Consider the following 26,385-nt stretch of genomic DNA (forward strand, 5'->3'; position numbering starts at 1 on the left):
ACTTGTTTCAAGTTAACTGTAGATTTAGTATTGCTTGCCGAAAATCCGATATGGCTTTAGTTTCAGTTTGTTTAAGCATATCTTTTAACTTTTCTGAAAAGTTTTGCCCGTATCCATATTGGAAAAGTTCAAGGATAGAAGCTGAAATTGCATCTGCATTCTTAATTGGTACAATCCATCCACCTAAGCCATTACGAACAATAGAACCTGTATTGTTTGTTGTTATTACAGGCAAGCCATAATTTAATGCTTCGTATATAACCATTGCGGATCCCTCGCATAATGAAGGCAACACGAAAACATCAGCCCAATTGTAAAGACTAGCCATCTCAGAACGAGGGACTCGCCCTAAAAATTGGCAAACGTTACTATACTCTTCTAAGGGTTTAGAACTCAATTCTATAGAGCCTGCTGCTTTACAAACAAAGGGAATTACCCCTTCGAGTTGACGTAATGCTTGAAGTAGATAAGGTATTCCTTTCCGTAAACCTACTGAACCGGCAAACAAGATATGCAGACCGTCAGAACGTTCTTTCCAAGGGAACAAAGCTCTTTTCGAGTTCGGTGTGTTGAAAGTTAATGAAGTTGAATCTTTGACCCGCCCCAATGGAATCACAGTAATTTTTTCTGGAGAGACATTACGCTCAATTAGTGAGTTTTTCACAAACTCAGAACCACAAATAATCTGATCAGCAAGGTCTTGTTCCTTCTGCTCTCGCTCAACTAGCTCTTGATCTGCATTTGTTATCGTAAACGGACTTTCTGACCAACCTGACCAGCATGCTTCTTCAATCATTAAAGTACGGTGATAGTAAGATCGCTCAGCTAGGGTTTGATCTAAGATACACAAAATTCCTTGGCTCTTGGCATATTCGAATAGTTCTAGACAAGCACTGTTAAAACCATAAATTATATCGGTATTATCTAAACCATGCTGAATAATCCGCTGACAAAAAGACTTTCCAGTTTCAACGAAAATCGTAGTAGGATTCTGTTTATCTGATCGCCTTAATGCTTTAGCGTATTGGTAGCCAAGCATAGGAAAATGAACAATTTTTGCATTTTTTAACCTTAGCGTGTAGCGATCGATCATACGCTTCATGGCAGCAGGAAGATGTGGATTGAATCTGGGATGACGTAACACTCTCATTGGAAGATTATCCCCTGCATACAGGTCTGTGTACAAGGTATTGAGAATCCCCCACTGGTGAAGCAAAACAGGTTGTTGGTAATGTCTTCTTGCACCTAGCTGTGCCACTACCACCTTTGGAGATCCTGTTTTCTCTACTAGGTATCTAGTCATTTTTGGTTTAAAGCTTTGATAAGTAAGCAGAATAATTAAATAAATTTTGACGTTTCCTAAACTGCCAAAGCTAAATGGTGCTGACAGATATCCCGTAATGGCATTAGGATCCAGGCTTAACCCGTAAGTATCCTAATATTTACCTCAAGCCAACCCAAAACATTGGTCTCGCATAATATATGACAATAGTAAGTGCTGCTAAACCTCTCAGGGCATCAATGGCATTGCTAAGTTGCGCAATTCTGGGAGTAGAATTTTTCTGAAGTAGTTTATCCATTGTTTCTGAAGTGCATTGTAGGAATAATGATTAATATAAAACTGCTGTAAACGATTCTGATTAGTCGTTCCTGTTTCAAGAGAATCAATAATCCTTTCGAGCCCCAAGAAAAACTTATTGTTATCTGGAGCAACAATAAAAACATCTGGATTATTAGTTCCATAATCAGGAATACCACCAACACCATAAGCTAGAAATGGAACACCACATGCCATGGACTCAAGCAGCACTAACGGAGCACCTTCTGCACCAATAGTAGGTAGTAAAGTTAGGTCATAACTACTTAATAAATCAACGTAAGCCTGTCCTTCTGGGTAACGTCCATAGCATTTAACTCTATCCTCAATACCATTTTCAGCAATATGATTTCTAATCAGCTCTTCTTCTGGACCAGAACCATGGATATGGAGTTCAGATAAGTACTCTTTTAGAGTATGCCACTGCCGTACAAGCCAAAACGCTTGCTTATGTGGTGCTAATCGACTAAATAATGCAGCTTTTATTTTCCCCTTTGCTACTCTTTTGGATTCTGCCTTAGGTAAGTCTGCTGTAATTTCTAAAGGCTCTGGTAGTGCCGGTAAGGCAGACACTTGCTTTTTCCAACCAAACTCTTTAGAAAAAGTACGGGATACTATTTCTGACTGACCTATTACTTCATCAAACCAAAGTTTGACGCACCAACGTGAGTCTTTCCATCCATTGGGAACACCTGACATAACCTCATGAAAAATCCGAATTGGCTTAGCACGGGCTAATAGTGGAGGAAGGAAAAGATTCCACCCAGTACCTATTGCCAAATAGATGTCAGGATTAAACTCATCAATTACCCTGACAAGTTCTTGAAGACGACGAAACCTTTGAAAATGTTGATTTGTATGATTGCTCTCATGAATAGTACAACAATGTAGTTGTACATTTTTATTCCAAAATGTTTTTAAGGATACTTCATCAACTGGTAGTCCATGAGGACTACCTAATGACACTGCAAGAACTTGAAACTTCTCTTCACTCAAAGCTTTTGCCAGCCATCTTATATGGCTTTGAATGCCTCCATTACCAGCTAAAGTACCTGCAATCAGAATCCTCATTTTAACTATCCTTACCAGAAAAAATATTAATCTAAAATCTCATATCCCATACATACCAGCTCTTTACCAGCATTTTTTTGAAAGTACTGAATCTCATCAGAAGTAAGATCTTTTTTCCACTTACCAATACTTGTAGGTTTTATTGGCTGACTAAGACGCTCATGGCCTTTATCACCTCTGAATATTGTTGATTTAGAATATGTCGCTGGGTCTAATTGTTCTGGATAAAAATCTTCACCAAGGAAACTCATAACCCTCTCCAAAGTTTCAGTTGGATTATGAGTAAGATCTTCATATCTAACATCAATTATTTGAGAATGTTTCCCCATGGTCTGTCTTGCACGAATAGAATCTCGCCATAATCGAGTAGCTTTCTTTAAAGGTTTATGATAATAGTCTGCCAACCTCTTGTTAGATCGATAGCAATCTCGCCCATCACGAATCATATTTACGAACCTTGCATTGGGAAAATGTTTAACAAGGTACTTCAAATACAAAACATGGAAGGGAGTTTTTTCCAGAAAACGAACTTTATCCTCATCTCTTAATATTTTTGAGGCTAGTTTATCGTAAAACTCTACTATATCTTTTGAATCTTCCAAAGTAATCTCTATATCTCTCATCTCTATATTTTTATTTTTTTCTAACCTCGAATAAGATGAAAGATTGAAGTTGTCACGTGGTACAAAGAAAAAAGTTTCACAATCAATAGAAGCAAAGGATGGATGAGCGCCAATAATTGTAAACATCAATGTTGTTCCGCTTCTTGGTGCACCTACAACAAAAACATGTGAGCTATTAGAGATACTTGCACCATATCTCCATTTTATATTCTTAGCTATTTTAACTGGGTTAACTAAGCTAGAGAAACGTCTAGGAAAATCTAATAATTCCATTGGATATCACTTTCGAATAAACAATATTGATGTATTTTAGCCTCAATTAAAATCCAGGTATAAATTTGATTGAGGCCAGAATAGATTTTCTCTGAATCTTACTTAATATAATTTTCCATACAAATAAGGCAAGAGAAAAGCTACATACAAAAAATGTGGCAGAAACTATCAAGTACTCGGAAGAACCTTGACTCACCAAAAATCTTTTTACTATTAATGAAATAGAAAAAGATGTCATGAAAAGAAACAGCCATCCTAAAATGACCTTTCTAGCATAATACTTAAAATCTATTCTCAATCTTTTAATAGGATCATAGACACCGTACCAACTATTGGTTAGCAATTGAGCTATCAAGGTACCAAGAGCTACACCCAATAATCCAAACTTATCAATCAATAGCCAAGTAAAAATAATATTTAGAACTCCAGCTATAATATTAACTGTCGCGTAATTCTCATTTTCAGTTGCTCTCGATGCAATGACTAATATTCCTCGTTGGGTTTGTAGTGTTAGGAGTATGCAAAAAACTGTAAACACGCCATAGCCAATGAATGTATCTTTACCTAGCCAAAGTGTTATAAATTCTTGACCAGATACACTCAAAAAAGCTATGCCTGTGGCCATAATTGATAGACCAACTCTCACATTTCTTATGGTGATCTTCTGAACAACCTTGAGATCACCAGCTTGCCATGCCTGGCTTATAAATGTCGAAGATACTGTACCTAGAGTAACGGCTAATTGCCAAAGGTTGGAAACAAGCTGATAGCTAGCATGATATTGGGGAATATTATCTGTTCCCTTGAGAATGGCAATAAAATAAGTATCGGTCCGAAGAATTAAAAATGCTCCTAATGTTGTTAGCCAAGCATGAAACGCAGGTTTTAGCATCTGTTGTGCATATTTAGTATTCCACTTACCATTTAATTTAAGTAAGCTAGGCTTCCGCCTTCGAATATATAAAAGGAATAAAGTTCTTTGAAAAATAAATGAAAACATTGAGATTATAGATAGCTCAAGCAGTCCTCCACCTAAGACAACTGCAACTATATTTGCAACTAATGTTAGTAAGAAAATTACTGTATTTATCAGTTGCTCCCAGCCTACATATCCTATTCCTATAAGCCAGCAATTAAGATACGAGATAAAAATCCCTAAAGAATAACCTGCACACATACAGGTCCATGCGATCATAATCTCGACAATAGAAACTTTTTCTAAATTTATTTGAGACAACAAGCCATACCCAGATATCCAAGCAATAAAGAATACTGCAATAGCCAGCCACCTTAATATGGTTCGACCTGTAACAACTAGATCAGCGATATGTTGCTTACTTTCATTAGTAAGTGAGACACTTGGGTCAGCGCCACTTTTTCCCTTTGCTAGTGCAATATGACGGGTCAGTGTCGGTACGATTCCAAAACCTAGCAAACCTAGAAATGCATTACTGCCATTAAGCATTATCCAAATGCCTAATTCTTCTCTCTCCATCAAGCGAAATAAGATTGGCAGTAATACCAAGTTCGCTAAAATTGTTGTAAACCTACCTAGCCAGGAAATAAATACGGCGAATGCAATCCTTGAGGAAGCCGACATAGTTTTTCTTTTTTCCTTCTTTTGTAGACTATGAATTCCTCTTTAGTCTCTGTTTAAAACTTAGGCCTAGTTAAAAAATCTTCCTATATATTTTTCAAGCTCTACTATTTAATATCCTAGAATATAGATATCCAATTACCTGAGGTGTAAAATCTCTTTCCAACTTCTGGCGACATTGAAAACCTATCTTTTGAGTCATTCTTCGATCAACTGATAGTAACTTAAGAAAATTAGCTAATGATTGATGTTCCCCATTTCTAAAAGTAGAGCCATAGTCGCCCTCCTTCACTAACTTCTCCAAATAAGCTCCTTCTGGACAAATCACCGCAATCGGCCTCCCCACTGCCAATGCTGGGTATAACTTACTCGGAGCCACCAAACTCTCCATCCCCTCACTGACACTCACCAATGACACATCACAGGCCGTCATCGAATACGGAAGATCCTTCTTATCCTGATACGGCAAAAACAAAAAGTTCTCCTCCAAACCCTCCGCCTTTACATCCTCAATCAACTTCTCACGTTTCGCCCCGCTCCCAATACATACAAACTTAATCGGCTCATTCCGTAACAGTTTTGCCGCCTCAAAAATCGTCGCAATATCATGGCAGCGACCCATATTCCCCGAATACAGCACCGTAAACGTATCCACTAAACCATGCTTACGGGCAAACCAATTATCCTTCTTTTCCATCGGCTTAATCAAGTCTGGGTCCGCCCAACTATGGATCACCTCCACCCGGTCCGCAATATCCGGACAATGACCCACCACCCGATCCTTCATCGAAGGACTCAACACAATTAATGCCTTTGCCCGTCGCCATACTCGCTGATTTACCCAACGCCAAAGCTTAGCCACCGGATGATTGTAATCTACTACACCCAGCTCCACCGCAATGTCCGGATACAGATCATACAAAATCACCACATAGGGCGTATTAAACAACAGACTAATCAAATAACCAACCACCGGCAAAAACGGCGGAGCCGTCGTCAGCAAAAGCACCCTATCCTTTTGCCAACCATGGCGCAACAAATGCAAAAAAGCACGAATTACAAACAACAAACCATTCAGCGCCTTACCCCGCAACCGATTAGACCACAGCTGCGTCATGCGCGAACGATGGATATCTAAATTGTGAGTTTTCTCCCTGCGGGGAGCCTCAGCCTCACCATAGGCATAGCCCGGCTGGCCCGTAAACACCTCCACCGGCATGCCTTGCTTTGCTAACTGTCTGACTAGCTCATCCAGCAGCTGCCCCGTGGCAGCATAGTCAGGGGCAAAAAATTGAGTAACAAGTTTAACAGTTTGCTGCGTCGACTGAACGCCAGATTGGTCGTCAAAGGAAACTGCTTGAGTAGGTGGGTATAGTTTTCCAGGAACCATAAAGCGTGAGCACTAGTAAACGATAGAGCAGTGAAACAAAACTGTTGCCAAAAATTAGTAAGTAGGTAATCTCAGATCTTGCACTAAGGTCGGTTGTGAAGCTCAAATCCACGTTGGGTTCAAAACCCAACGCTAATTGAGGGCTGTCCACTCAAGGGACAAGATTGGCTGGGCAGCTCTAAATATCGAGCTTTTAAGGATTCTTTAACCGCTTGAGCGGTTTTGAGCCAGTTAGCCTTGCGACTTTGAGTCCAAGGTGGGTTAATGCTTCCTTGCCAGGTGCAAGATCTCAGTAATCGTAAAGATCTATAGCGTCTGAAGACCATCTTTTTCCAATACTAGGAGAGACTGAATCCAAGCCCCCAAGGTTGGGGGTTTGGGGGCCTGAACAATCTGAAACCACTTGGGCAGCTGCTTGAACATAAAAGAACCTTTTAATAGGCGAATTCACCCTACCCAGGCTTCGACATGAGGCTTCGACGTGACCTCAGCCAAGAAGCCCTGTGAATAACAGTTGCATTTCTAGGAAACCTGCGCCACTCGCCAGGCTCGCCAGGAAGCAATGCCAAGGATGGGTGTAGAAATCACCATTGCCAAAATGCCATTGGGAATCGGAGCCAGAGTAAAGGCCCAGCTACCAATCCAAAGGCTGAGGGCATAGATAAATAACACAGCACCACGATGGGAAAAACCAATCTTCAATAACCGATGGTGTAAATGGCTTTTATCAGCAATGAAAGGAGACTTACGCCGCAACAACCGTGAAATGATCACCAGTGTCATATCAAAAATTGGCACCGCTAATACAATCAATGGAATTGTAACGGCAGTTGCCCCCTTTACCAGACCGGTCACGCTAATCACCGCCAACATAAACCCAATAAAATAAGATCCCCCATCACCCATAAAAATACAGGCCGGGTTAAAGTTATAGACCAAAAAACCACACAGGCTACCCACCAAACACATGGCCAGCAACGCCACCGACGGTTCGCCAATAAATAAACAAATCCCCACGGTGATCAGGGCAGCAATGGCGCTCACCCCCGAAGCTAAGCCATCTAAACCATCAATCCAGTTAATGGCATTCACCATCCCTGCAATCCATAACAACGTGATTGGCAAGCTTAACAATCCTAGATGTACCAGACCTATGCCTGGCACATTAAAAAAGTCAATGCGAATGCCGTTTTGCCACACTAGGGCTGCGATCGCTAACTGACAGACTAAACGAAACTTAGGCGAAAGTCCTTTTAAGTCATCGCAAAAGCCCAATAGAAAATAACCACTACCCCCCAGCAAAATCATTGCTATTTCTCGTTGGGCCATTGGCAATAAATAGCTAAAGCCACCTAATCGCCAGAGACAGATGGCGGCTGTCAGCGTACCCAGAAAAATACCAATCCCTCCCAAACGTACCATTGGAACTTGATGAACCTTGCGATCGTCGGGCAAATCCACATGGCTGCAACGAATTGCTAATGTCCTAACAATGGGGACACTAACAACAACAACAACAAATGCACTGATAAAAGCAAAAAAATAAAAACCGTAGCCAAAAAACAACGCTGACAAATCAAGCATCACATTAATGCCAACATAGATCTAACAAGTAATAGATGTTGGTATTCGCAAACAGCACGCTCTTCAGGTCTTAAATCAATAACCGTCAAGCAATTTCGATGCAACTTCTCTTAGTCAAGGCGTTTTCTTGAAAAGACTATACCGGTTAAAAGCCCCCAGTCAGACAGAATCGTGATATTCCCCCTAGGCATGCTAGATTTTTCTAAATGCTAGGAGAAATAAACCTCAAAGCTTCCCAATGGTGGAGGGTTCAGGGGCATAAATAATAGGTAGCTTCTTTATCAGAAATATCCTCAGTAAGTTGCAGATAACATTCTTGGTAGAGCCCGCTTTTTGCTGAAATACAGCAGATGCATTGACGTAGGAAGCGGCAAATAAATAAAGTTCCCATACTACAATTTGTCACAGGCACTTTTGTCAAGCATATCCCTGATGTGGACACGTTATCCATAAAAAACAATTATCGATAACATGTGGTTTCTAAAGACTGTTCGTAAGAAAGAGCGCATCGTCAGCTAGAAAACCTATGAAAAAAATACTGCTACCATCCAACAGCCTCGGGAGTAAGAGGCCATTAGACATAGAAAATAAACAGACAGTTCAAAGAAACAATACTTTACACCAACCGACAAGATCGTATTTTTCCATCACCTACCTAAACACACAATTGAAAAAATATAGCATTGTCTCAAGGTAAGCGATTACTGATTTAGAGGATGAACCGGTCTAGAGGCATTGATACTTGACGATATCTCACAACTAAAGTCATTCCAAGGATCAGCAATGGCCAAGTTAAATAGCCTTGATGACGTACTGAGCAGATCTACTTGATATTTCCCAATTAAGTTACTGGTAACATTGTCATATTCCGGATGAAATAACCACCTATTTTTGATGGAAATCCTTTCCTAATAAAGGATACAGCCACTCAGTATAATCACGGACAGGGGTAGTTAATCAAACGCAGCATGGGGGAACCCCCAGTATCCTAATTAGGCGAATGTAAATAGTTCCACAAAAGAGGGTCTGAACAATCTGAACCCACTTGGTCTGCTGCTCACCCACAGAAATATCCTGAGAAGGAAACTGTCCTACAAGATCATCTCATGCTGTTTTTTTGTTATAAAAATAGGGCAAACTCTAAAATGCCAGGTTCCTACTATCAGTGCTTCAGAGCTAAATATTTATATATAATCAGCAAACTCAAGCATTGAGTAAATTTTCACAGAACGATAGACTAAATCAAAGCTATTATGCGGAGATAGCCTCCATAATCTCGAATAATAATACTATCAGGTTATATTTTTGTCAATCGACCATTATCGACTGGCCGATAGTCTCAATTCTCTCTCAGCCATTGAATTTTCCTTTGGCAAACGATTGAATATTAATAAGATTCCAATCGTGAAATTGTGTAGCCCCCTCCCTTACCAAGGTCTACGGTGTATACATAAGTCAGAGAGAATGGCTAAAACCCTTAAAAATCCTAGGTTTCAATATGGCCTGCCAGGGGTTCCCCTGACGAAGGGGAACCGTCAGGGAGGGGTCTGGATAACTAGCGCTAACACCTGTAGACCACTCCGTTGGTTCCCCCTTCGTCAGGCTACAGTGTCCACACAAGTACTGGAAACTAGCGTTCGCGGTTGCCTCACCCCCTCTAACTCCCCCTTAGTAAGGGCAGGGTTGTTTCGTGTTCACCAGAGAAAATCTGTAAGGCTTATTACTTCATTCATACTGAATCGAGAGATGATCGGAGGGAGCCAAAACCGGTTGCTTGGGGTCCCTCCGAGTTCACGTTCGGCTGAGCTCACGTCGAAGCCCAAACCCCCATGGTTAGGGCCGGGAGGCCGCCCTAAGACCCAGCCTACTAGGTTGTCCTCAATGGCATTAAAGTAGGGGTTACGGCGGGGTCAATTAATCAGGTTATCGCATTGTTCTTTGGCCCACCTCCAAGTAGGGCATGTCTTTCCTCAAATGAGCTTTCAATACCTTCAGATTTTCTGTCTAGACAATGAAACAGACCTACTCCTGGGAGGGGACAAGGTATTCCCCTCAGCCTAAAGAGCAGGCTTCGCCAACTTAAGGGAACAGACCTCCAACATGTCTCAAAACAGTACATTCTTTTCATGCAAAAGTCTTAGTCCTACAGTCCAAATTCTTGATGAGGACTCGTAAAAAACTATACTCATCTCTCCGTCTTTCTACTATTTGCTAACTATATAAAATAGATATGTAGCAACGCCATAAAGTTTAGGATTTTCCGGATATTACGGGCCATCGACAGCATTTCTCTAGAGGGTGATAACGGCTTCTCTGACTATTGTCTGCGGTGTTCAGGTCTACCTACATTATTGTTAAACGTTTCAGTATTTGCCATTGCTGATTTAAAGGATAAACCAAACTGTTAAAAGCGGCATATCTCAGCATTTTTCGATAACGCCATCGTTTGGTTCAGCAACGCCCAGTATTATCTTGCATCGTTTTTAGCCTTCTATATGTCCTGCAATGACTAGCTCCAGATATTTGAAAACGGTAATTCGGACAGCCCTAATAACAGGGTTTGCCCTGGGAACTGCTGTCGGTAGCCCAGCCCTGGCCGTACTGCCCGACATAACAGTTTCTGCTGCATCCGTTTCATCCCTCAATGATATTTATTTATTGGGACCGGGGGATTTGATCACCGTTGATGTGTTTAATGTACCTGAGTATAGCGGTGAGCAGCGAGTGTTGGCCAATGGCAACATTAATTTACCCGCCGTTGGCCAGGTATCGCTAAGTGGTTTGACCCTGGCTCAGGCGGAATTAGCTATTAGCGAGAAATATCGATCAGAAGTCCGTTATCCGCAAATCACTGTAAATCTTTTAACACCCCGTCAGCTCCGTATTGCCCTCACAGGAGAAATTCATGTGCCCGGTCAATATACCCTACCCGTGGGTGGCGAAGGGCAGTTTCCTAGCCTGATCGAAGCGATTAAGGTAGCAGGCGGGATTACCCAGGCAGCTGATTTAAAGCGAGTGGAAATTCGACGCCGGGTGGAAAATGGTGGCACGCAACGGGTAGTTAGTGATTTATCTGCACTGCTCACCCAGGGGGATCTGACTCAAGATTTTCCTTTGCGTGATGGTGACTCCATCACCATCATTGAAATGGATGAGATTGACGTGCAAATGTCAAGACAGATTGCCCTGTCTAATATTGGCCCCGACGAGGAAGAAGCCATTAGTGTTGCTGTGGTTGGTGAAGTCTTTCGCCCAGGCACTTACAACTATGCCTCGCGCTCTGGGTCGGGTCAGTCTATCACTAGCAATAATGCCACTGCCACCAGCGTGCAGCAGCCGGGTCGGCTGACGGTAACCCGTGCCTTGCAACTGGCGGGTGGAGTAAAACCCCTGGCAAATCTTCGCCAGGTAGAGGTCAAGCGAACAACCCGTTTGGGTGAAAGTCAAACGATTTCCCTCGATTTGTGGCAACTGGTGGAATCTGGTGAACGAGAACAAGATTTAATTTTGCAAGAAGGTGACACCATTGTGGTGCCAACTAACCTGACGGCCAACTCAGAAGATATTAGTCTACTCACGGCTACAAATCTGTCGCCAGATTCGATTGCGGTCAATGTGGTGGGTGAGGTCGAAAGCCCTGGCCCTGTTGCTGTGGCGGCTAGCACCACCCTCAATCAGGCTGTTCTGGCGGCGGGTGGTTTTAATCGTCGTGCCAAAGAAACGGTGGCACTGATTCGCTTAAACCCTGATGGGACTGTTACCCAGCAGTCGTTTGAGGTGGATTTAGCCCAGGGGCTTAATGCTGACGGGAACCCCATACTGCAACACAACGATATTGTTGTTGTTGACCCCAATGCGGCGGCTCGCCTATCGGATGGGCTGAGTAATTTTCTTGGTCCCTTTCTCCAGATTCTACCGTTTGGCAATCTGTTCTAACCGGCTCAATATACTCATTTTTCCTACTCTTTTATCCTCATTAGACTCCTAGTTTCTTTGTAACCGCCCTATGGATAATCTTGCTTCAGCCAACGGTGCGTCTGTTAACAGCCTGGCCAAAGCGTACCAACTACCTCAAATGCCATGGGCTCAGGATGACGATGAGCTAGACCTGGCTCAACTGCTCACAGTGCTGCGGCGACGATCCCTGCTGATTACGGGGGTGGCTGCCGGTGTGATGGGCACGGTCATGTTCAATACCCTGCGCCAGGAACCGGTTTATGAAGGGAGCTTTGAAGTTCTGGTAGAGCCGGTTAATGCCGATGATAATCTCTCGGACTTAAGTGGTCTTCTGGCAGAAGCTGCCCCGGTCAAACAGTCAGGCCTGGATTATGAGACTCAGGTGCAGGTGTTGCGTAGCCCTGAATTGATTGCTCAGGTGATCGCAGAGCTAGAAACCATTGATCCAGATCTTAATTATGAACGTCTGTTAAAAAACCTCACTATCAGACGGGTGGGGGAAACTAAAATTATTGAGGTGAGCTACAAGGGTAATGACCCGGTCGAGATCCAGGCGACATTGGATGCGCTTTCAACGGTTTATTTAAAGTATAGTTTGGATGAACGCCAAACGAATCTGCGCCAGGGGATTCATTTTGTTGACCGGCAGTTGCCTGAGTTAAAAGAGCGGGTTAATGAGCTACAAAGCCAGCTGGAAAGATTTCGTCAAACCTATAATTTCATTGATCCAACGACGCAAAATCAACAGATTACCACACAGGCTCAGCAACTTAGCACCCAGCGTCTGGAAATTGATCGACAGCTGGCTGAGGCGATCACTAACTACGAGCTATTACAGAGTGAAGGGGGCAGTGAAGTTGCGCTGCAAAACGCACCGGTTTATCAACAGCTGATTCAAGAGCTGCGCCAGGTGGAAACAGAAATTGCCACTGAACTGACTCGTTTTCAACCGGGAAGTCTGGCTATTCAAGTTCTTGAAGATAAGCGAGAGAGAATACTTCCGGTCATTGAGGCAGAGGCCCAGCGGGTATTAAATGCAAAATATGCTGAAGCTGAAAATGCCATCGAATTGTTATCCACTCAAAATGTCACCATTGCGGCGGCTGAAGCCCAGTTGCAAAATACGCTGACTCAGTTACCGACCCTGGCACGAGAGTATAGCGATCTACAGCGTGAACTGGAGATTGCCGTTGGTGCCCTCAGCCGTTTTTTGGAAACGCGCGAACAATTACAGATTGAGGCGGCCCAAACCGAAATTCCCTGGGAAATAATCGAAGCACCCAGTCGGCCAGAAACTCCCATATCGCCTAATCCAAGACGTAGTTTTGTGTTGGGCATTGTTGCCAGTCTGTTGATTAGCGTTGGGTCAGCGTTGCTGCTGGAAAAAATAGATACTGTTTGCCGCGCCGTTGATGAGATTGAAAAGGTCGTAAAACTGCCGTTATTAGGCACAATTCCCTACCATGGGGAATTTGACACTGCTCCACAACAATCTAATGGGGCGGGCCAGTGGCTACAGCAACGTCTCAGTAAAAAGGGTACGGGGGCCACCGATGGATACTATGGCTATGGTGGCTCGCAGTTTTTGGAATCAATGCGGTTGTTGCACACAAATCTGTCGTTGATGGGGGCCGATCGTACCATTCGCTCAGTAATTATCAGTTCGTCCATGCCCAATGAGGGTAAGTCCACCGTTGCCCGCCATCTGGCGCAAACCGCTGCCACCATGGGCAAACGAGTCTTGCTAGTGGATGCAGATCTGCGGCGACCTACGGTTCATCAGCGTCTTGGGTTAAGCAACAAAACAGGTCTTAGCGATCTGCTCTCGGGCAATGTTACGAAGGGCAGTGGGATACTACAAAAGGTCATGCCCTTTCTGGATTTCTATGCCATTACAGCCGGTACTGCGCCACCCGACCCGGTTAAACTACTAGCATCTAAGCGGATGCGACTGTTGATGAATCAGCTAGAAAAACAGTTTGACTTGGTGGTTTATGATACGCCACCGCTGGTGGGTCTGGCGGATGCCACATTGATTGCGGCTAACACCGATGGTCTGATCCTGGTTTCTCGGTTAAATGGTTGCGATCGCAACATCCTCCAGCATGCCATGGACAACATCAGCTTCACTAAGATTCCCGTCCTGGGTCTGGTCGCCAACGGTGTCTCTTCCAAAGGTAATGGGTACAAGTACTATTCCTACGGCGACTACGGAGCCCAGCCAGACAAACCCCCAACGGCTGACACCACCGATGAGGGGGCCAACGCCCTGGCCGCCGCCGCCAGTAAAAATGGCAGCTCACCCCACCAAAATGGCCTCAGCATATCCGACTTCTTAAATGTCAAGAAATAGCAAGACAACCCCTAAAATAGTCAAAAAACAAACTCACCTAAAGCAACGACAGTTGCTGAAACCCCACCGTTTCAGCAGGCACCAAATTTGCGATCGCCACCCCCAACAGTCTCACCTGCGGTTGAGGCTCAAGGTGATGCTCCAACAAAGCCTGCGCTAACGGCCCCATGTCAGTAGCCCGCTGCATCGGCACATCCACCGTACGACTGCGGGTAATTTGGCGATAGTTCGCATATTTAACCTTAAGGGTGAGGGTATAGCCCATCTTTTTTGCCTTGAGCAGCCGTGCTTCCACCTCATCCACAATCGTAGCCAGCGCCTGGCTCATGGCCTCTAAAGACCGCAGATCTTCAGCAAAGCTGCGTTCGGCCCCAACCGATTTACGAATACGGTTAGGATCAACTCGGCGATTATCCTGGGCATTGGCCACACGAAAATAGTGGCTACCGACTTTGCCAAATTCTGCCACCAGATCAGTCTCACGCCAACGTTGTAAATCGGCTCCCCTGGCAATACCCAGCTGTTTCATTTTGCGGGCAGTGGCCGGACCAATGCCATGAAATTTTTCGATGGGCAACGTGGCAATAAAGGCCATGGCCTCGTCGGGCAAAATCACATACAGTCCATTGGGTTTATTCACATCCGAGGCCATTTTGGCCAAAAACTTATTGATGGAAACACCGGCAGAGGCTGTCAGCTCAGTGGTCTTCTGAATACGCTGTTTAATGACTTTAGCCGTTGCGATCGCCGATTCACAGCCAGTCACATCCAAATAAGCTTCATCCAGGGACAGGGGTTCAACCAACTCTGTATAATCCCGAAAAATTGTCCGAATCTGCTCGGATACTGCCCGATACACATCAAATCGAGGTCGCACAAAAATCACATGGGGACACCGCTGCACCGCAATGCGTGACGGCATTGCCGAATGAATTCCATAGCGCCTAGCCTCATAGCTAGCGGCGGCTACAGCCCCTCTCTGTTCTGGACGACCACCCACCACCACCGGCTTGTCCCGATACTCAGGATAGTCCCGCTGCTCAATGGATGCATAAAATGCATCCATATCAACATGGAGGATTTTACGATGGTCTACCATCTCCCTTATGGTTGTCGTCAGCCCTAGCTTACAAACACTCTTTAGTTTATGTAATCAGCCCTGAACATCGATCAAGACTCTTTTCAGCCAAGATCACCCATAGCCCCTACTCCCCAACCACCTGTTTCAACACCGCCTGCAATTCATCCGTTCCCATTCTGGCTCCATAGGCGGTTACCAACTGAGCGGCTGCCGTGGAGCCCAGTTTGCCAGCCTGGGGCCAGCCCAATCCGTGGGTAATGCCGTAAAGCACGCCCCCGGCATACATGTCGCCGGCACCGACGGTGTCAATGGCGGTGACTGGATGGGGAGCAATTTCCCAGACCCGTTCGCCATCAAACAGAATCGAGCCTGCGGGACCACGGGTAATGGCAAAGGTTTTAGCTAGGGTTTTGGTGTGTTCAATGGCGGTGGCAAAATCGTCCGTATCTGCCATTAAAAGCGCTTCGGACTCATTGGCAAATAGCATATCTACGCCGTCACCAATCATTTCTAACAGCCCTGGCCTAAAAAATTTCACCATGTTGTAATCCGATAGAGACATGGCGACTTTGCGGCCTGCGGCTTTGGCTAGATGGCTGGCTTTAATGGCCGCTTGCTTACTGTTTTCACCGCTAACTAAAAACCCTTCCATATACGTATATTCAGCAGCGGCAATGGCTTCGGGATTGAGGTCAGCCTCAGACAGCTGGGATGAAATGCCCAGAAAGGTGCCCATGGTACGGTCGGCATCTGGAGTAATCAGCACCAGACACTTGCCCGTAATCCCCGGTTCAGGGTCATGGCTGGTCAAATTGGTGTCCACGCCGCAATCCACTAGATCTTGCGTGTAAAACTGACCATATTCGTCATCGGCGACTTTGCAGCCATAGAAGGTTTTGCCGCCAAGTTGGCTGATGGCAATGATGGTATTGGCAGCAGAACCACCACAGATACGTTTGGTTTGATGACTATTTAGCTGTGCGATCGCATTATTCTGCACGGCTTCATCCAAAAGGGTCATCACACCCTTATCCATACCGATGGCTGCCAGCGTTTCTACAGACAGGGCGCATTCTATATCCACCAGAGCATTGCCAAGGCCATAAACGTTGTACTTCGGTGGATTGTGGGTCATGGGAGTGATTGGAGATCAAATGATTTTGCTCGCTTATTATCCCGCTGATTACGATGGGTGGCAATGAGAAGCTATACAATTCTGCGCCACAGGGTGAGTCATGATCCAGGGTGAGTGCCCATTGCCCACCCCGCTCGATAGTCTCCCATGGTGTCAGTTTGGCAAGATTTTAAAGAATCTGTCGGGGTTCGAGCAACATTCCGGACAGTTTTTACCGGGTATCGAAAAGTTGAGGACTTCAGCCTCTTGTAGGAGATTGCAAGTACCTAAAATCAGCGAACCATAGAACAAAAAACCTGTAGGACTATGAATATTTTGCACCATGGATTATCAAAATACTGGTCCTTTATCACGTTACTGATAGTAGCTTTTGTTATAGCGATATCGCCTCAGACGCTTGCCCAAGAATTGACTCCCGAAATCCCCCTCACTACGGAACTGTTTTCAGGGATTAATACTATCTGGATGCTAATTGCGGCTTTACTCGTATTCTTTATGAATGCCGGGTTTGCCATGCTTGAAGCGGGAATTTGCCGAACTGAAAATGCAACCAATATTTTAGCTAAAAACTTAATTGTTTTTTGCGTCTCAGCTACAGCGTTTTTTGTTTTTGGGTTTCGCTTTATGTTTGGCGACAGTGGAAATCCTATTTTTGGACAACTGGGAATTTTTGTAGACTCTCTCTTTCCATCGGCAGCCAATGTTAATCCGTTCCCCCAAGGTTTTGAGAATTTAAGAACCTTTTGGGGTAATCGCTCGTTTGCTGCCATTTTCTTTTTCCAGCTATCGTTTGCCGGAACAGCAGCCACCATTGTGTCTGGGGCCGTTGCAGAAAGAATTAAATTCTGGGCGTTTATCCTTTTTAGCTTTGTGCTGGTGGGTTTTATCTATCCTTTAGTTGGCTATTGGGTATGGGGGGAGAACGGTTGGCTGGCCAGCACCCTTAACTTCCATGATTTTGCTGGTTCAACCGTGATTCATTGTGTGGGTGGTGCGGCAGCGTTGGTGGGGGCTTGGCTATTGAAACCCCGAGATGGCAAATTTGGCTATGATGCGGAGACTGGCAGTTTCCCTTACGGTGAAGAAGAAGAAGAAATATTTAGGCCCTGTAACCCCGGCTTTACCACATTGGGTTGTTTAATTTTATGGGTTGGCTGGTTTGGCTTTAATGGTGGTTCAACCCGGTTTTTAGACTATGTCCCCCATGTCATCATTACCACCATGTTTGCCTCTACGGCTGGAGGTTTGGCAATTCTCTTCTATAGTCCTCTGGTTACAGGGTATAAGGTCAAACTGTCATCGATTATTAATGGCATTTTAGGGGGGTTGGTCAGCATCACAGCATCGTCAGCCTATGTTGATATTTTAGGCGCGTGCATTATTGGTGCGGTGGGAGGCATTTTGGTGCTGGTGGGTGAAAGCGTTTTGGAATCAAACCTCATGCGGATCGATGATCCAGTCAGTGCTGTGCCCGTACATCTCTTTTGTGGTGCCTGGGGAACAATTGCCGTTGGCATGTTTGCCCAGGGGTTTTCCCGCGAGTTCAACAGCGTTTATTCAGCAGCTCAGCAAACCCTGTATCAATGCCTAGGCTGTGGCTGTATCATTGCTGTAACGTGTCTGTTGAGCCTATTGGCCTGGGCAATGATCGGGCTATTTCTCTATTACCTGCGCCCGAGCATTTCATATCACGACTCAAAAGAGGCCATTGATATTTTTGTCATGGTTAGACGGGGATTGAGAGTCACTCTGGAAGATGAAAAAGCCGGTAGCGACGCGACAATTATTATGTAAGTCCAGGTTTTCAGCCCCTGGCTGATGGCTGCCAATGTAGAGGGGCTGGCATAAGGCGCAGCCCCGACAAGATTATTCATGATTCCAATGTAGAGGGGCTGGCACAAGGCGCAGCCCCTACGAGATTATTCATGATTTCTACACCGGATAGTTCACTAATTATTGCCTGCAAATATTTCTTTTGCCGCAGGACAACTCTCACTAACGGTTTCGTAATTTTGGAAGAAGTTTTCTAATAAAGGTTTGATTTCCTGAGATTCACCAGACGTATTACGGTTTTCTTCCCAGATACTAAATAAAAATCGAGCATCTTTGAATATTTCTGAATCAGGCCTTTCGGGGATTTGGCAAAGGCGAATAAATGATGTGTTAAATCGCCCTACTGCTGCTTTGAGAATAGCTGTTTCATAAAGGGCGCTATCTAATCGATCCTGGCAAAAACTTGACCAATTATCACCCATACGATTTTTGAGGTCTGATAGCCTTTGTAAAAGAACCTCCTGATCCTCAAAATTTTCTTGACAATAACTATCTGGCGTTGGGCTACCCTCAACAGCCTGTTGCGGAGAGCCAGATCTAAATAAAAAATACGCAAAAATAGCTAGTGCTGACAACATGAGGGCAACTGTCGATAGAAATATAGAGGGACCAGAGGCATCTCGTTTGATGTCTTGTTTGCGCATTTTTTGACTATAAATCTAGTGGGATTTCAATGTTGAGACTATAGCTTTAAGGTCTCCTAATTCCGTATAAGAAGTACCCGTTTATTTGGTAAGGATTACAGAATTTGGATGGTTCTATTCGCCACAATAAATAAATCAAAAACATAAAGTTTTTACCAATTAAAACTCTATACTTTTGATTTATTTTTTAAGCTAATTTTTAGCTTATATATTGTGTGAACCCGTGATTTTACGGAACCGACGTCCTAACAATGCGACACCTGATCGTTGGGATTACTATGTATTTACCACTCTAAACATGAGAATCCGCACATGAAAGCAGTTTTTGTATAAAAATGTGTTCAGTCAAGGGTAGATTCAAGCTTTTGTCGACACCACCATACCTGTGGCATTCTTTATATATCTGCTGTCTCCCCATTTTGAAGGAACCATGGGTTTGGAGTTCAAGCTTTTTTAAGGTTGCAGGTGCTCAAAACTGCGCATATTTTGGTAGAGAAGCGGTTGGTCCTTTGCAAATCTATGAATTCTGATCATCAATCTAAAGAACAAGAACTCAAAAATCTGGAAGCAGAGCTCAAGGAACGCGAAATAAAGGTGCGGATGCGTGAGCTTGAATCTGAGATAGAGACGTCGACGTCGGTAAAACCTACGGTAAAACACAAGGGAGCCGTAAGCTTTGGCTGGTATAACCGTTTACCGAAACTTGTACAGTTTGGTGTGCTCGTTGTGGGTGTGATTATAGCTATACGAGTGGCCACCTGGTTGTCTGGCGTATTGTTACTGTTTGCCGTTGGCTGGGTTATTTACAAGCTGTTTCTAGAGCGCTCTAGAAATTAATTTCTAAAGCGCGATCGCAATTAGGTTCTAGGGCGCGATCGCAATTAGGTTCTAGGGCGCGATCGCAATTAAAATTTCACCAGGGCCTGAGGTGGGCCATCCCACTGTCCACACCATAGCTCCCTAACGTATGGCCGCTATTACATCACATTTTCCGCTCATCAACTCCCTGAGAAAAGCGGTAGGCCTGCTCGACCCAACGCACGCTGCATTGAAGGCCGATGTGTTATATCAATGCGATCGCATCTCCCATACCACCTTACGCATCACCGTCTTTGGCCCCTTTAACTACGGCAAATCCACCTTACTCAATGCCCTCCTCGGTGAGAAAACCCTGCCCATTGATCTCGTCCCCACAACTGGGGCTGCTATCACCATCACCCATGGGCCTGCATTGGTCAGCCGCATTACCCTCACCGATGGCAAAATTTTAGAAGAACCTGGAACAGACCTGTTGCAACGTTACGCCATTCTCGATGAGCAGCGGCAGATGCAGGCCCATGTGGCAGCGGTGGCCGTGACCTGTCCCCACCCGTTTCTGCAACCAGGCGTAGAGCTGGTGGACCTGCCGGGCACCGACGATCGAGAAGCGCAAAATGAGCGGGTGTACGCCAAACTGATGGAAACCGATGTGGTGGTGCAGCTCTTGGATGGTCGTAAGCTCATGACCCTGGCAGAGCGAGAGCATTTGCGGGACTGGCTGATGGACCGAGGCATTACCACAGTGCTATTTGTGGTGAATTTTCTCAATCTTATGGAACCTGAGGAACGCAAACAGGTCATGTACCGTTTGCGATTGCTAGCCCAAGACTTTCGAACAACACTGCCGGATGGTGTGAGTAATCTCTATGCGGTGGATGCTTTACCAGCTCTGCGGGCACGCCTTAAAGGAGATATGGCTGCTGCCACCCAGGCCGGGTTACCAGCATTGGAGTCGGCTTTGCATAGGTTGGTACAGGTCCGTTTACCGGAGTTGGCTGTTCATCGCATACCGCGATTGTTGCCCTTAGTGTCCCAGGTGCACCAGGCTCTGCAACAACAGCTGCAATCTCTGAATGCAGCCCCCCACCCCGATGCCCGTCGTATGGCCATTCAACAACGGGCTCAGCAGCTGATACAAAAGGGGTTTCAGCAAAGTGTGATAGATTTGCAAGATTGGCTTAGCTTAGAGAATCTGTTGCATCAATATGAATATGATTTTGCGGCCTCTCTTCAAGCGGGCACGGCCCCCCTATGGTTAGAAGAGAGATTACAACCTGTCTGGAAACAAAAAAAGCGAGCTGTTGCCGACTGGGTGTATCAAGCCTGTGATTTTTTTGAGCAGCCACGTCCGGTGGATCTGTGGGTCGGTTGGCAGCGACCCGATGAGGCTGTGCAGCCGACAGCCGACCCCAGTGAACCGGAGACAAGTCAGGGGGATGGGATGGCGTCGGTGGCGATCGCCACCGGCCTGGGCTGGGTGTTGGCAGGTCCCATGGGGGCAGCTGTGCTCGGTGGCACCAGCCACTTGCTCAATCGCGCCGGGCGTACAAAGAAAGCGTCGGAACCAGGGCCATCCGTGTCACCCCAGGCTAGCCGTGAAGCTGCCCGTGAGTACCTGGCCCATTTTTCTAAAACCGCCCTGGATGCCCTTGCCTCCTATCAACAGCGAGCTCAGCCAGTTATGCAGATGGCCATTACAAAACCAGTGTCCGTAGACCAACAGGCTGGCCAACGGACACTACTGGAAAATATTTTGATAGAACTGCAACAGCTACAGGAAGAATTGAATTATTGAACGTCAGAACCGGGTGGCGGCAACGTAATTGTTCTGTCTACCTCAACGGAGTCAACACCGGTAACCTCAGACAACGAAGACATGCTGTCTGAGGCCACTGAGCCGGTAACAATGCCGAGGGTTGTCAAGGTTTGCTCCACGTCAAGGCCTGCTGCCTTTAGCTGTTCAGTGACCTCATCAATCTGTTCGATGTGGGCGTCATCGATTGATACCGTTACCTTGACCTTATCCATGTCTGCTCCTGGGTTTGCATTTATAGCGTCTGACCCTTGGGGCCAACAGCCCACTAGGCTGACTGTCACGATGGCAACAATTAGCCAATGAATCAGTTGTCTAGCCCACCTAGTGTTTCTCATATCTCCCATTGTCGCTGCTGATCTCAATAAAGAATAAAGATCAGCAGCAATTCTACAAATGTAACAGCGCTAATAACAATAACGTTACTGCAACGGTGCCTGTACTAAGCCTATCCCCACATCGGTGCCAGCTAGGCCCAAGCGTTGGGCATCACGCATTAGCCACGCCCAGAGTTCCATGCCCCGTGCCCCAGTGGCCTCGGCATAGAGAGCGGCAATGCCGGATACGTGGGGGGTGGCCATGCTGGTCCCGCTAATCTTTCTATAGCGATCGGGCATGGGCCATGTGGAATGAACCGCAACTCCCGGTCCAGCAATATCCACTTGGCCACCGTCCAGATTAATGCTGCCATTGGAGAAGAATCCCATTTGTAGCTTATTATCTAGAGCACCCACCGCCATTAAGGAGGGAGCGTTAGCAGGATAACCTACTGGATTGATGCGTCCGTCGCGTCGATCACTTTCATTACCGGCTGCCGCAATAATTAGAGAGCCACGATTCAAGGCCCGTTGTCCCACCCGCTCATAGATGGGTGAGTAGGTATCTCCTGGGCGGGTGGGTGCCCCCAGGGACATGGAAATAATGGCGCAACCGTTATTGACTGCCCATTCAATACCAGCCAGAATGCCACTATCTGAGCCTGAGCCACGATTACTTAAAACCTTACCGGCATAAATTTCAGCGTTATAAGCTACGCCGTAACGGGGTAGTTCCGGCGGATCCTTAGGACCACAGGCTGTACCAATGCAATGGGTGCCGTGGCCATTGGCATCTTGAACAGCCTCGCCAGCAATAAATGACCGGCTTTGGATGATGCGACCAGCAAAGTCAGGATGATTGAGGTCCATGCCTGTATCTAGCACAGCGACTTTGATTCCCAGGCCACTATGGCCTGAGTCGATCACCCGAGTTGCCTGAAGGCCCCAGGTGCTCTTGCAGTCTTGAAACTCTGGGGCCGAACCCTTATGGGCACGGGCAGCCAATGCCCCCTGGTCTGGGCCTGCTTGCTCATATAGATGGGTGGCGGCGTCGCTGTAGCCCCGTAAATAATCTGTGGATAGACCCCGACCGATAGCGTAGACGACTCGTTCTGGCTGAATTGCTAGCACATTACCATGGGCAGCGGCACTGGCTCGTACGGATTGTGCCTGATCAGGATCAAGGGGAACGACAGCGACTCCGAGATTGTCAAAAACTGACGCATTGGGGCTATCGAGTTCTGCAGACGTAAAGGCATGACCTTCAAAATCTGCGGCTCTGGCCACACCTTGAATACCCGTTGCGCTAGATAATGCTTGAATACCCGCGTTCACATCTTCGTCGGGCAGAAGTACAAGATAGCGCCCGGTAGTTTCTATAGACATAATTCACCCTTTGATTATCTATAAGTGGTCTTAGATTCAGTCTGCGATACGATTTTGTCGCATCAAATGTCACACTTAACTCCATACAAGTTGCCAAGAAGTTATTACGGAATGGGAAAACCGAAATGTAAATTAAAGAAGAGTTTGAGTGTGGAGAAATTAGCTGGCTAATATTCGTATAACCCTTGCAGAGAAAGCTTTTTAGGATATTTTTTAATTTGTCCTAGAAATGATTTGAGAATAAACAATCTTTTTGAAAATTCAAATATTATTAGGGCTCAAACTTTTATTTTCTGACGTTCTATGGCTAAAAAGGCTGTTTTGACCCATTAAATTGATCTAAAGCTTAAAAAATATAACTAAAAACTGATTTACTCTTAAAAATAAGCGTCTCTATTGCTCTTCTATTTTTGGAGTTCTCTTTTTATGTCACGCTGCCATTGGTGATAGACCCACGTCAGTCCTTGTTGTGTAAACCAGAGATAGAGGGCTGTGCATAACCCCAGACCGATGGCGATCAACCACCGTTGAGTGGTGGCGGCGGCCCAGGTCCAGCTGCTGAGGCCAAACGCTGTTCCATAGGCACAGAGGCTGCTGATCAGCGCGATCGCAACTTGCCAAAACCCTTGACGATGCCCTGTGCAAAATCCTCCACACCCACCTACGATCAAACCCGCAATAGCGCCGATCAGCACCCCTTCAGCCTGGTGTCCGCTCAACTCTCCAAGGCTGAAGGCCGCCAAAATGGCGATGGATGATGCGCCGCTGACTAAGCTAGTTAATCTTTGGGGAATAAAGTTAAGAGACTGCATCCCCACAGTGGCTCCAGCAATGGCTAAAAAGCTACCGAGGATAAGGGCCAAACTCCATTGGGGACTGCTGGGAGCCAGACCCAAGACGCCGAATAGTAAGCTGCTGAGGGCATGGAACGTGAAGAGTGCGATCGCAACTAACCCAGCTACACGTAGCGTCATTTGCCAATTGTGACGATGGGCCATAAACAGTGACTTTTCCTAAGGAACGTGTTTAGAGTAGCTACAGACTAACCCAAACCCATGCAACCCAAAAATGATCTAAATGATCTAATAAATACATCTACAACAACAAACTTATACGGAGATACGTTTCTCACTGAGACTAATGGAACAGATTACCCCTCCCCCTGGTCTAGCTACGGTGTACACACAAGTGATCGAAAATGGCGATTACATTGCATCACCCCCTCTAACTCCCTCCCGTGTATACATAAGTAGGAGAGCTAGCTCTAGATTTCGAGCCCTCATCCCCCAACCCCTTACTCCCTGGGGGAGAAGGGGGGCCTGGCCTCAAAGTCCTTCGCCCCCAGGGAGAAGGATTTAGGATGAGGGCCAATTCAAGGACAGGCCTACCTTTTGGGACATTAGTCTTCTAGATGTGTATACACAGTAGTCTTAACAAGAGGGGATTAAGGGGGGGTAAGGCAGGATTTTGAGCCATCTGCCGAGATGCATGTACACAGTAGCCTGGTCTAGGGGAACAACGTCTTGGTTGAGGTGAAAATAAGCAGATAGCAGCGTTTGTGCAATAAACATCTATGTCTCGTTGGCGTCACCTAAAAACCGGATTACTTTGGTTCGCGTTCTTGCTGCCAATTGCGCTCCATGGCTCCACGGTATGGCGTCGCCCTCACCTCACTGAGATTAATCGCCAGCCACTATTTCAGGGCATTATTTACAGCCGCCGTACCCGTGAGCAACCGCGACCCAATATCATTCACATTATCGATATTGATCTGACGACTGCTGGATTGCGACCGTTGGTCACCCCCGTGAATCCGCAGGCAGATCTGAAAAAATATGGTACGAAAAGCCATAGAGCGGTGGGGCAAAAAACGTCAGCATTTTTACAAAACCACGGACTACAGCTAGCCGTGAATGCTAACTTCTTCTCTCCATTTAAAGAGGTTACTCTCTGGAACTATTACCCTCGTCCTGGAGAACCGGTCAATTTAATGGGGTTATCAATGTCTAACGGCAACGTGGTCGCTCCAGCAAATCCTGATCAGCCACCGGTACCGACGCTGTGTTTTATGAATCAGCGAGCCGTTATCAACGCCGATGGCACCTGTGAAGACAACACTCAACAGGCGGTGGCAGGCAATCTGATGCTGTTGGAAAATGGTCAGATCACCACTCAGCTGCAAGACCGACTCCAGTATGAAGGGAAAAAGCCCTACTCATTTACCGTGGCAGCCTTAGATGCCACGGGTGCACGTCTATGGCTGGTCCTGGTTGATGGCAAGCAGCCTTTTTACAGCGAAGGGTTGACCGTGGGCGAAGTGACCGCCCTGGTACAAGAATTAGGCGCTGATACAGCTTTGCGCTTAGATGGCGGTGGTTCAACAACGTTGGCCGTGTCGTCACCCAGGGGTCCCACCCTACTTAATACGCCTATTCATGGCAAAATCCCTGGTCAAGAACGACCGGTCGGTAATCATTTAGGCTTTTTTGCTGACCCCATAGAACCGTAGAGGGCATGAGTTCTGAACCCATTAATCAGGAGAAAGCCAGCTTACGGTGCGCACCTTGTCCACTGCCAAAACTGTAAGCCCAGGCTTGATATTCCCTACAAAAAAAGGGAGGGAGTTTCCCCCCTCCTCTATAGGTAACGAATCAAATCTCAACCAATTGAAACTCTGGCAATTGCTAATTTAGGGGCTGCACTAGTCTAGAGCTCTTGCTATTTGACGGTGTTTTACACCTAACGTCAGCCCGAAGATCAGCAATGCCCAACCCGGATTTATGCGGCGATAGCGGGTGCTGTCAGTGCCACGGGAGCGGCTTCTCCAGACGCCAAATCCAGGGGAAAGTTGTGGGCATTACGCTCATGGATGACTTCAATGCCTAAATTGGCGCGATTCAGCACATCGGCCC

The 26,385-nt window shown here is 45.9% G+C and carries 18 protein-coding genes and 1 pseudogene; 6 read left to right on the forward strand and 13 right to left on the reverse strand.

Going from position 1 to position 26,385, the window contains the following annotated elements; translation table 11 throughout:
- Nucleotides 1-7 precede the first annotated feature (7 nt).
- From DXZ20_RS38620 to DXZ20_RS30605, 6 genes are all read right to left on the reverse strand, one after another.
- Nucleotides 8-1,258: a glycosyltransferase gene (locus DXZ20_RS38620; RefSeq protein ID WP_163702700.1), complete on the reverse strand. Its 1,251-nt coding sequence runs from the start codon at nucleotides 1,256-1,258 to the stop codon at nucleotides 8-10.
- A 252-nt stretch (nucleotides 1,259-1,510) separates the two neighbouring features.
- Nucleotides 1,511-2,668: a glycosyltransferase gene (locus tag DXZ20_RS30585; RefSeq protein WP_163702701.1), complete on the reverse strand. Its 1,158-nt coding sequence runs from the start codon at nucleotides 2,666-2,668 to the stop codon at nucleotides 1,511-1,513.
- Between the two features lie 26 nt (nucleotides 2,669-2,694).
- Entirely contained in the window at nucleotides 2,695-3,564 is an 870-nt protein-coding gene (locus DXZ20_RS30590; RefSeq protein WP_163702702.1) for a sulfotransferase family protein, read from the reverse strand.
- Nucleotides 3,565-3,610: 46 nt separating this feature from the next.
- Nucleotides 3,611-5,164, reverse strand: coding sequence for a lipopolysaccharide biosynthesis protein (locus tag DXZ20_RS30595; RefSeq protein ID WP_163702703.1), 1,554 nt, complete (start codon nucleotides 5,162-5,164; stop codon nucleotides 3,611-3,613).
- 94 nt (nucleotides 5,165-5,258) lie between these two features.
- Nucleotides 5,259-6,551, reverse strand: a complete 1,293-nt coding sequence (locus tag DXZ20_RS30600; RefSeq protein WP_163702704.1) for a glycosyltransferase family 4 protein — start codon at nucleotides 6,549-6,551, stop codon at nucleotides 5,259-5,261.
- 522 nt (nucleotides 6,552-7,073) lie between these two features.
- Nucleotides 7,074-8,135 carry a glycosyltransferase family 4 protein gene (locus DXZ20_RS30605; protein ID WP_163702705.1) on the reverse strand — a complete coding sequence of 354 codons (1,062 nt, stop codon included), beginning with the start codon at nucleotides 8,133-8,135 and terminating at the stop codon, nucleotides 7,074-7,076.
- A 2,505-nt stretch (nucleotides 8,136-10,640) separates the two neighbouring features.
- Here DXZ20_RS30605 and DXZ20_RS30610 point away from each other — a divergent pair.
- Together DXZ20_RS30610 and DXZ20_RS30615 are read left to right on the forward strand one after the other, a co-directional pair.
- Nucleotides 10,641-12,071: a polysaccharide biosynthesis/export family protein gene (locus tag DXZ20_RS30610; RefSeq protein WP_163702706.1), complete on the forward strand. Its 1,431-nt coding sequence runs from the start codon at nucleotides 10,641-10,643 to the stop codon at nucleotides 12,069-12,071.
- A 70-nt stretch (nucleotides 12,072-12,141) separates the two neighbouring features.
- Nucleotides 12,142-14,445, forward strand: a complete 2,304-nt coding sequence (locus DXZ20_RS30615; RefSeq protein WP_163702707.1) for a GumC family protein — start codon at nucleotides 12,142-12,144, stop codon at nucleotides 14,443-14,445.
- A gap of 37 nt (nucleotides 14,446-14,482) precedes the next feature.
- On the opposite strand, the gene dinB is transcribed toward DXZ20_RS30615, so the two are convergent.
- Nucleotides 14,483-15,544, reverse strand: a complete 1,062-nt coding sequence (dinB, locus tag DXZ20_RS30620) for a DNA polymerase IV (protein ID WP_163702708.1) — start codon at nucleotides 15,542-15,544, stop codon at nucleotides 14,483-14,485.
- A 106-nt stretch (nucleotides 15,545-15,650) separates the two neighbouring features.
- Nucleotides 15,651-16,661 carry an adenosine kinase gene (locus tag DXZ20_RS30625; RefSeq protein WP_163702709.1) on the reverse strand — a complete coding sequence of 337 codons (1,011 nt, stop codon included), beginning with the start codon at nucleotides 16,659-16,661 and terminating at the stop codon, nucleotides 15,651-15,653.
- A gap of 306 nt (nucleotides 16,662-16,967) precedes the next feature.
- Here DXZ20_RS30625 and DXZ20_RS30630 point away from each other — a divergent pair, with 306 nt between their 5' ends.
- Nucleotides 16,968-18,455: an ammonium transporter gene (locus tag DXZ20_RS30630; RefSeq protein WP_163702710.1), complete on the forward strand. Its 1,488-nt coding sequence runs from the start codon at nucleotides 16,968-16,970 to the stop codon at nucleotides 18,453-18,455.
- 155 nt (nucleotides 18,456-18,610) lie between these two features.
- Here DXZ20_RS30630 and DXZ20_RS30635 read toward each other — a convergent pair whose 3' ends face one another.
- Entirely contained in the window at nucleotides 18,611-19,072 is a 462-nt protein-coding gene (locus DXZ20_RS30635) for a hypothetical protein (protein WP_163667166.1), read from the reverse strand.
- 585 nt (nucleotides 19,073-19,657) lie between these two features.
- Here DXZ20_RS30635 and DXZ20_RS30640 point away from each other — a divergent pair.
- Nucleotides 19,658-19,975: a hypothetical protein gene (locus DXZ20_RS30640; RefSeq protein WP_163667164.1), complete on the forward strand. Its 318-nt coding sequence runs from the start codon at nucleotides 19,658-19,660 to the stop codon at nucleotides 19,973-19,975.
- 130 nt (nucleotides 19,976-20,105) lie between these two features.
- Entirely contained in the window at nucleotides 20,106-21,752 is a 1,647-nt protein-coding gene (locus DXZ20_RS30645; protein WP_163702711.1) for a dynamin family protein, read from the forward strand.
- On the opposite strand, the gene DXZ20_RS30650 is transcribed toward DXZ20_RS30645, so the two are convergent.
- The 3 genes from DXZ20_RS30650 to DXZ20_RS30660 form a co-directional block, all read right to left on the reverse strand.
- A complete protein-coding gene (locus DXZ20_RS30650; protein ID WP_250565072.1) occupies nucleotides 21,746-22,108 on the reverse strand; it encodes a hypothetical protein in 363 nt (120 codons plus the stop codon). The two genes, DXZ20_RS30645 and DXZ20_RS30650, sit on opposite strands and share 7 nt — an antisense overlap.
- A gap of 84 nt (nucleotides 22,109-22,192) precedes the next feature.
- On the reverse strand, nucleotides 22,193-23,473 hold the full coding sequence (locus tag DXZ20_RS30655) for a S8 family peptidase (RefSeq protein ID WP_163702712.1): 1,281 nt from the start codon (nucleotides 23,471-23,473) through the stop codon (nucleotides 22,193-22,195).
- A gap of 404 nt (nucleotides 23,474-23,877) precedes the next feature.
- Complete coding sequence (locus DXZ20_RS30660) at nucleotides 23,878-24,471, reverse strand: cation:proton antiporter (protein ID WP_163702713.1); 594 nt, start codon at nucleotides 24,469-24,471, stop codon at nucleotides 23,878-23,880.
- Between the two features lie 575 nt (nucleotides 24,472-25,046).
- Here DXZ20_RS30660 and DXZ20_RS30665 point away from each other — a divergent pair.
- Entirely contained in the window at nucleotides 25,047-25,982 is a 936-nt protein-coding gene (locus DXZ20_RS30665; RefSeq protein WP_163702714.1) for a phosphodiester glycosidase family protein, read from the forward strand.
- 269 nt (nucleotides 25,983-26,251) lie between these two features.
- On the opposite strand, the pseudogene DXZ20_RS30670 reads toward DXZ20_RS30665, so the two are convergent.
- Nucleotides 26,252-26,385 (reverse strand): annotated as a pseudogene (locus DXZ20_RS30670) (Photosystem Q(B) protein 1); the annotation flags it as partial.

Source organism: Adonisia turfae CCMR0081, from assembly GCF_011009555.1.
Classification (GTDB): Bacteria; Cyanobacteriota; Cyanobacteriia; order Phormidesmidales; family Phormidesmidaceae; genus Leptothoe; species Leptothoe turfae.

Bases quoted from the DNA above. Each gene is read 5' to 3' on its own strand.
- DXZ20_RS30585 (WP_163702701.1), bottom strand. From the start codon at position 2,668: ATGAGGATTCTGATTGCAGGTACTTTAGCTGGTAATGGAGGCATTCAA.
- DXZ20_RS30590 (WP_163702702.1), bottom strand. From the start codon at position 3,564: ATGGAATTATTAGATTTTCCTAGACGTTTCTCTAGCTTAGTTAACCCA.
- DXZ20_RS30595 (WP_163702703.1), bottom strand. From the start codon at position 5,164: ATGTCGGCTTCCTCAAGGATTGCATTCGCCGTATTTATTTCCTGGCTA.
- DXZ20_RS30600 (WP_163702704.1), bottom strand. From the start codon at position 6,551: ATGGTTCCTGGAAAACTATACCCACCTACTCAAGCAGTTTCCTTTGAC.
- DXZ20_RS30605 (WP_163702705.1), bottom strand. From the start codon at position 8,135: ATGCTTGATTTGTCAGCGTTGTTTTTTGGCTACGGTTTTTATTTTTTT.
- DXZ20_RS30610 (WP_163702706.1), top strand. From the start codon at position 10,641: ATGACTAGCTCCAGATATTTGAAAACGGTAATTCGGACAGCCCTAATA.
- DXZ20_RS30615 (WP_163702707.1), top strand. From the start codon at position 12,142: ATGGATAATCTTGCTTCAGCCAACGGTGCGTCTGTTAACAGCCTGGCC.
- dinB (WP_163702708.1), bottom strand. From the start codon at position 15,544: ATGGTAGACCATCGTAAAATCCTCCATGTTGATATGGATGCATTTTAT.
- DXZ20_RS30625 (WP_163702709.1), bottom strand. From the start codon at position 16,661: ATGACCCACAATCCACCGAAGTACAACGTTTATGGCCTTGGCAATGCT.
- DXZ20_RS30630 (WP_163702710.1), top strand. From the start codon at position 16,968: ATGAATATTTTGCACCATGGATTATCAAAATACTGGTCCTTTATCACG.
- DXZ20_RS30635 (WP_163667166.1), bottom strand. From the start codon at position 19,072: ATGTTGTCAGCACTAGCTATTTTTGCGTATTTTTTATTTAGATCTGGC.
- DXZ20_RS30640 (WP_163667164.1), top strand. From the start codon at position 19,658: ATGAATTCTGATCATCAATCTAAAGAACAAGAACTCAAAAATCTGGAA.
- DXZ20_RS30645 (WP_163702711.1), top strand. From the start codon at position 20,106: ATGGCCGCTATTACATCACATTTTCCGCTCATCAACTCCCTGAGAAAA.
- DXZ20_RS30650 (WP_250565072.1), bottom strand. From the start codon at position 22,108: ATGAGAAACACTAGGTGGGCTAGACAACTGATTCATTGGCTAATTGTT.
- DXZ20_RS30655 (WP_163702712.1), bottom strand. From the start codon at position 23,473: ATGTCTATAGAAACTACCGGGCGCTATCTTGTACTTCTGCCCGACGAA.
- DXZ20_RS30660 (WP_163702713.1), bottom strand. From the start codon at position 24,471: ATGGCCCATCGTCACAATTGGCAAATGACGCTACGTGTAGCTGGGTTA.
- DXZ20_RS30665 (WP_163702714.1), top strand. From the start codon at position 25,047: ATGTCTCGTTGGCGTCACCTAAAAACCGGATTACTTTGGTTCGCGTTC.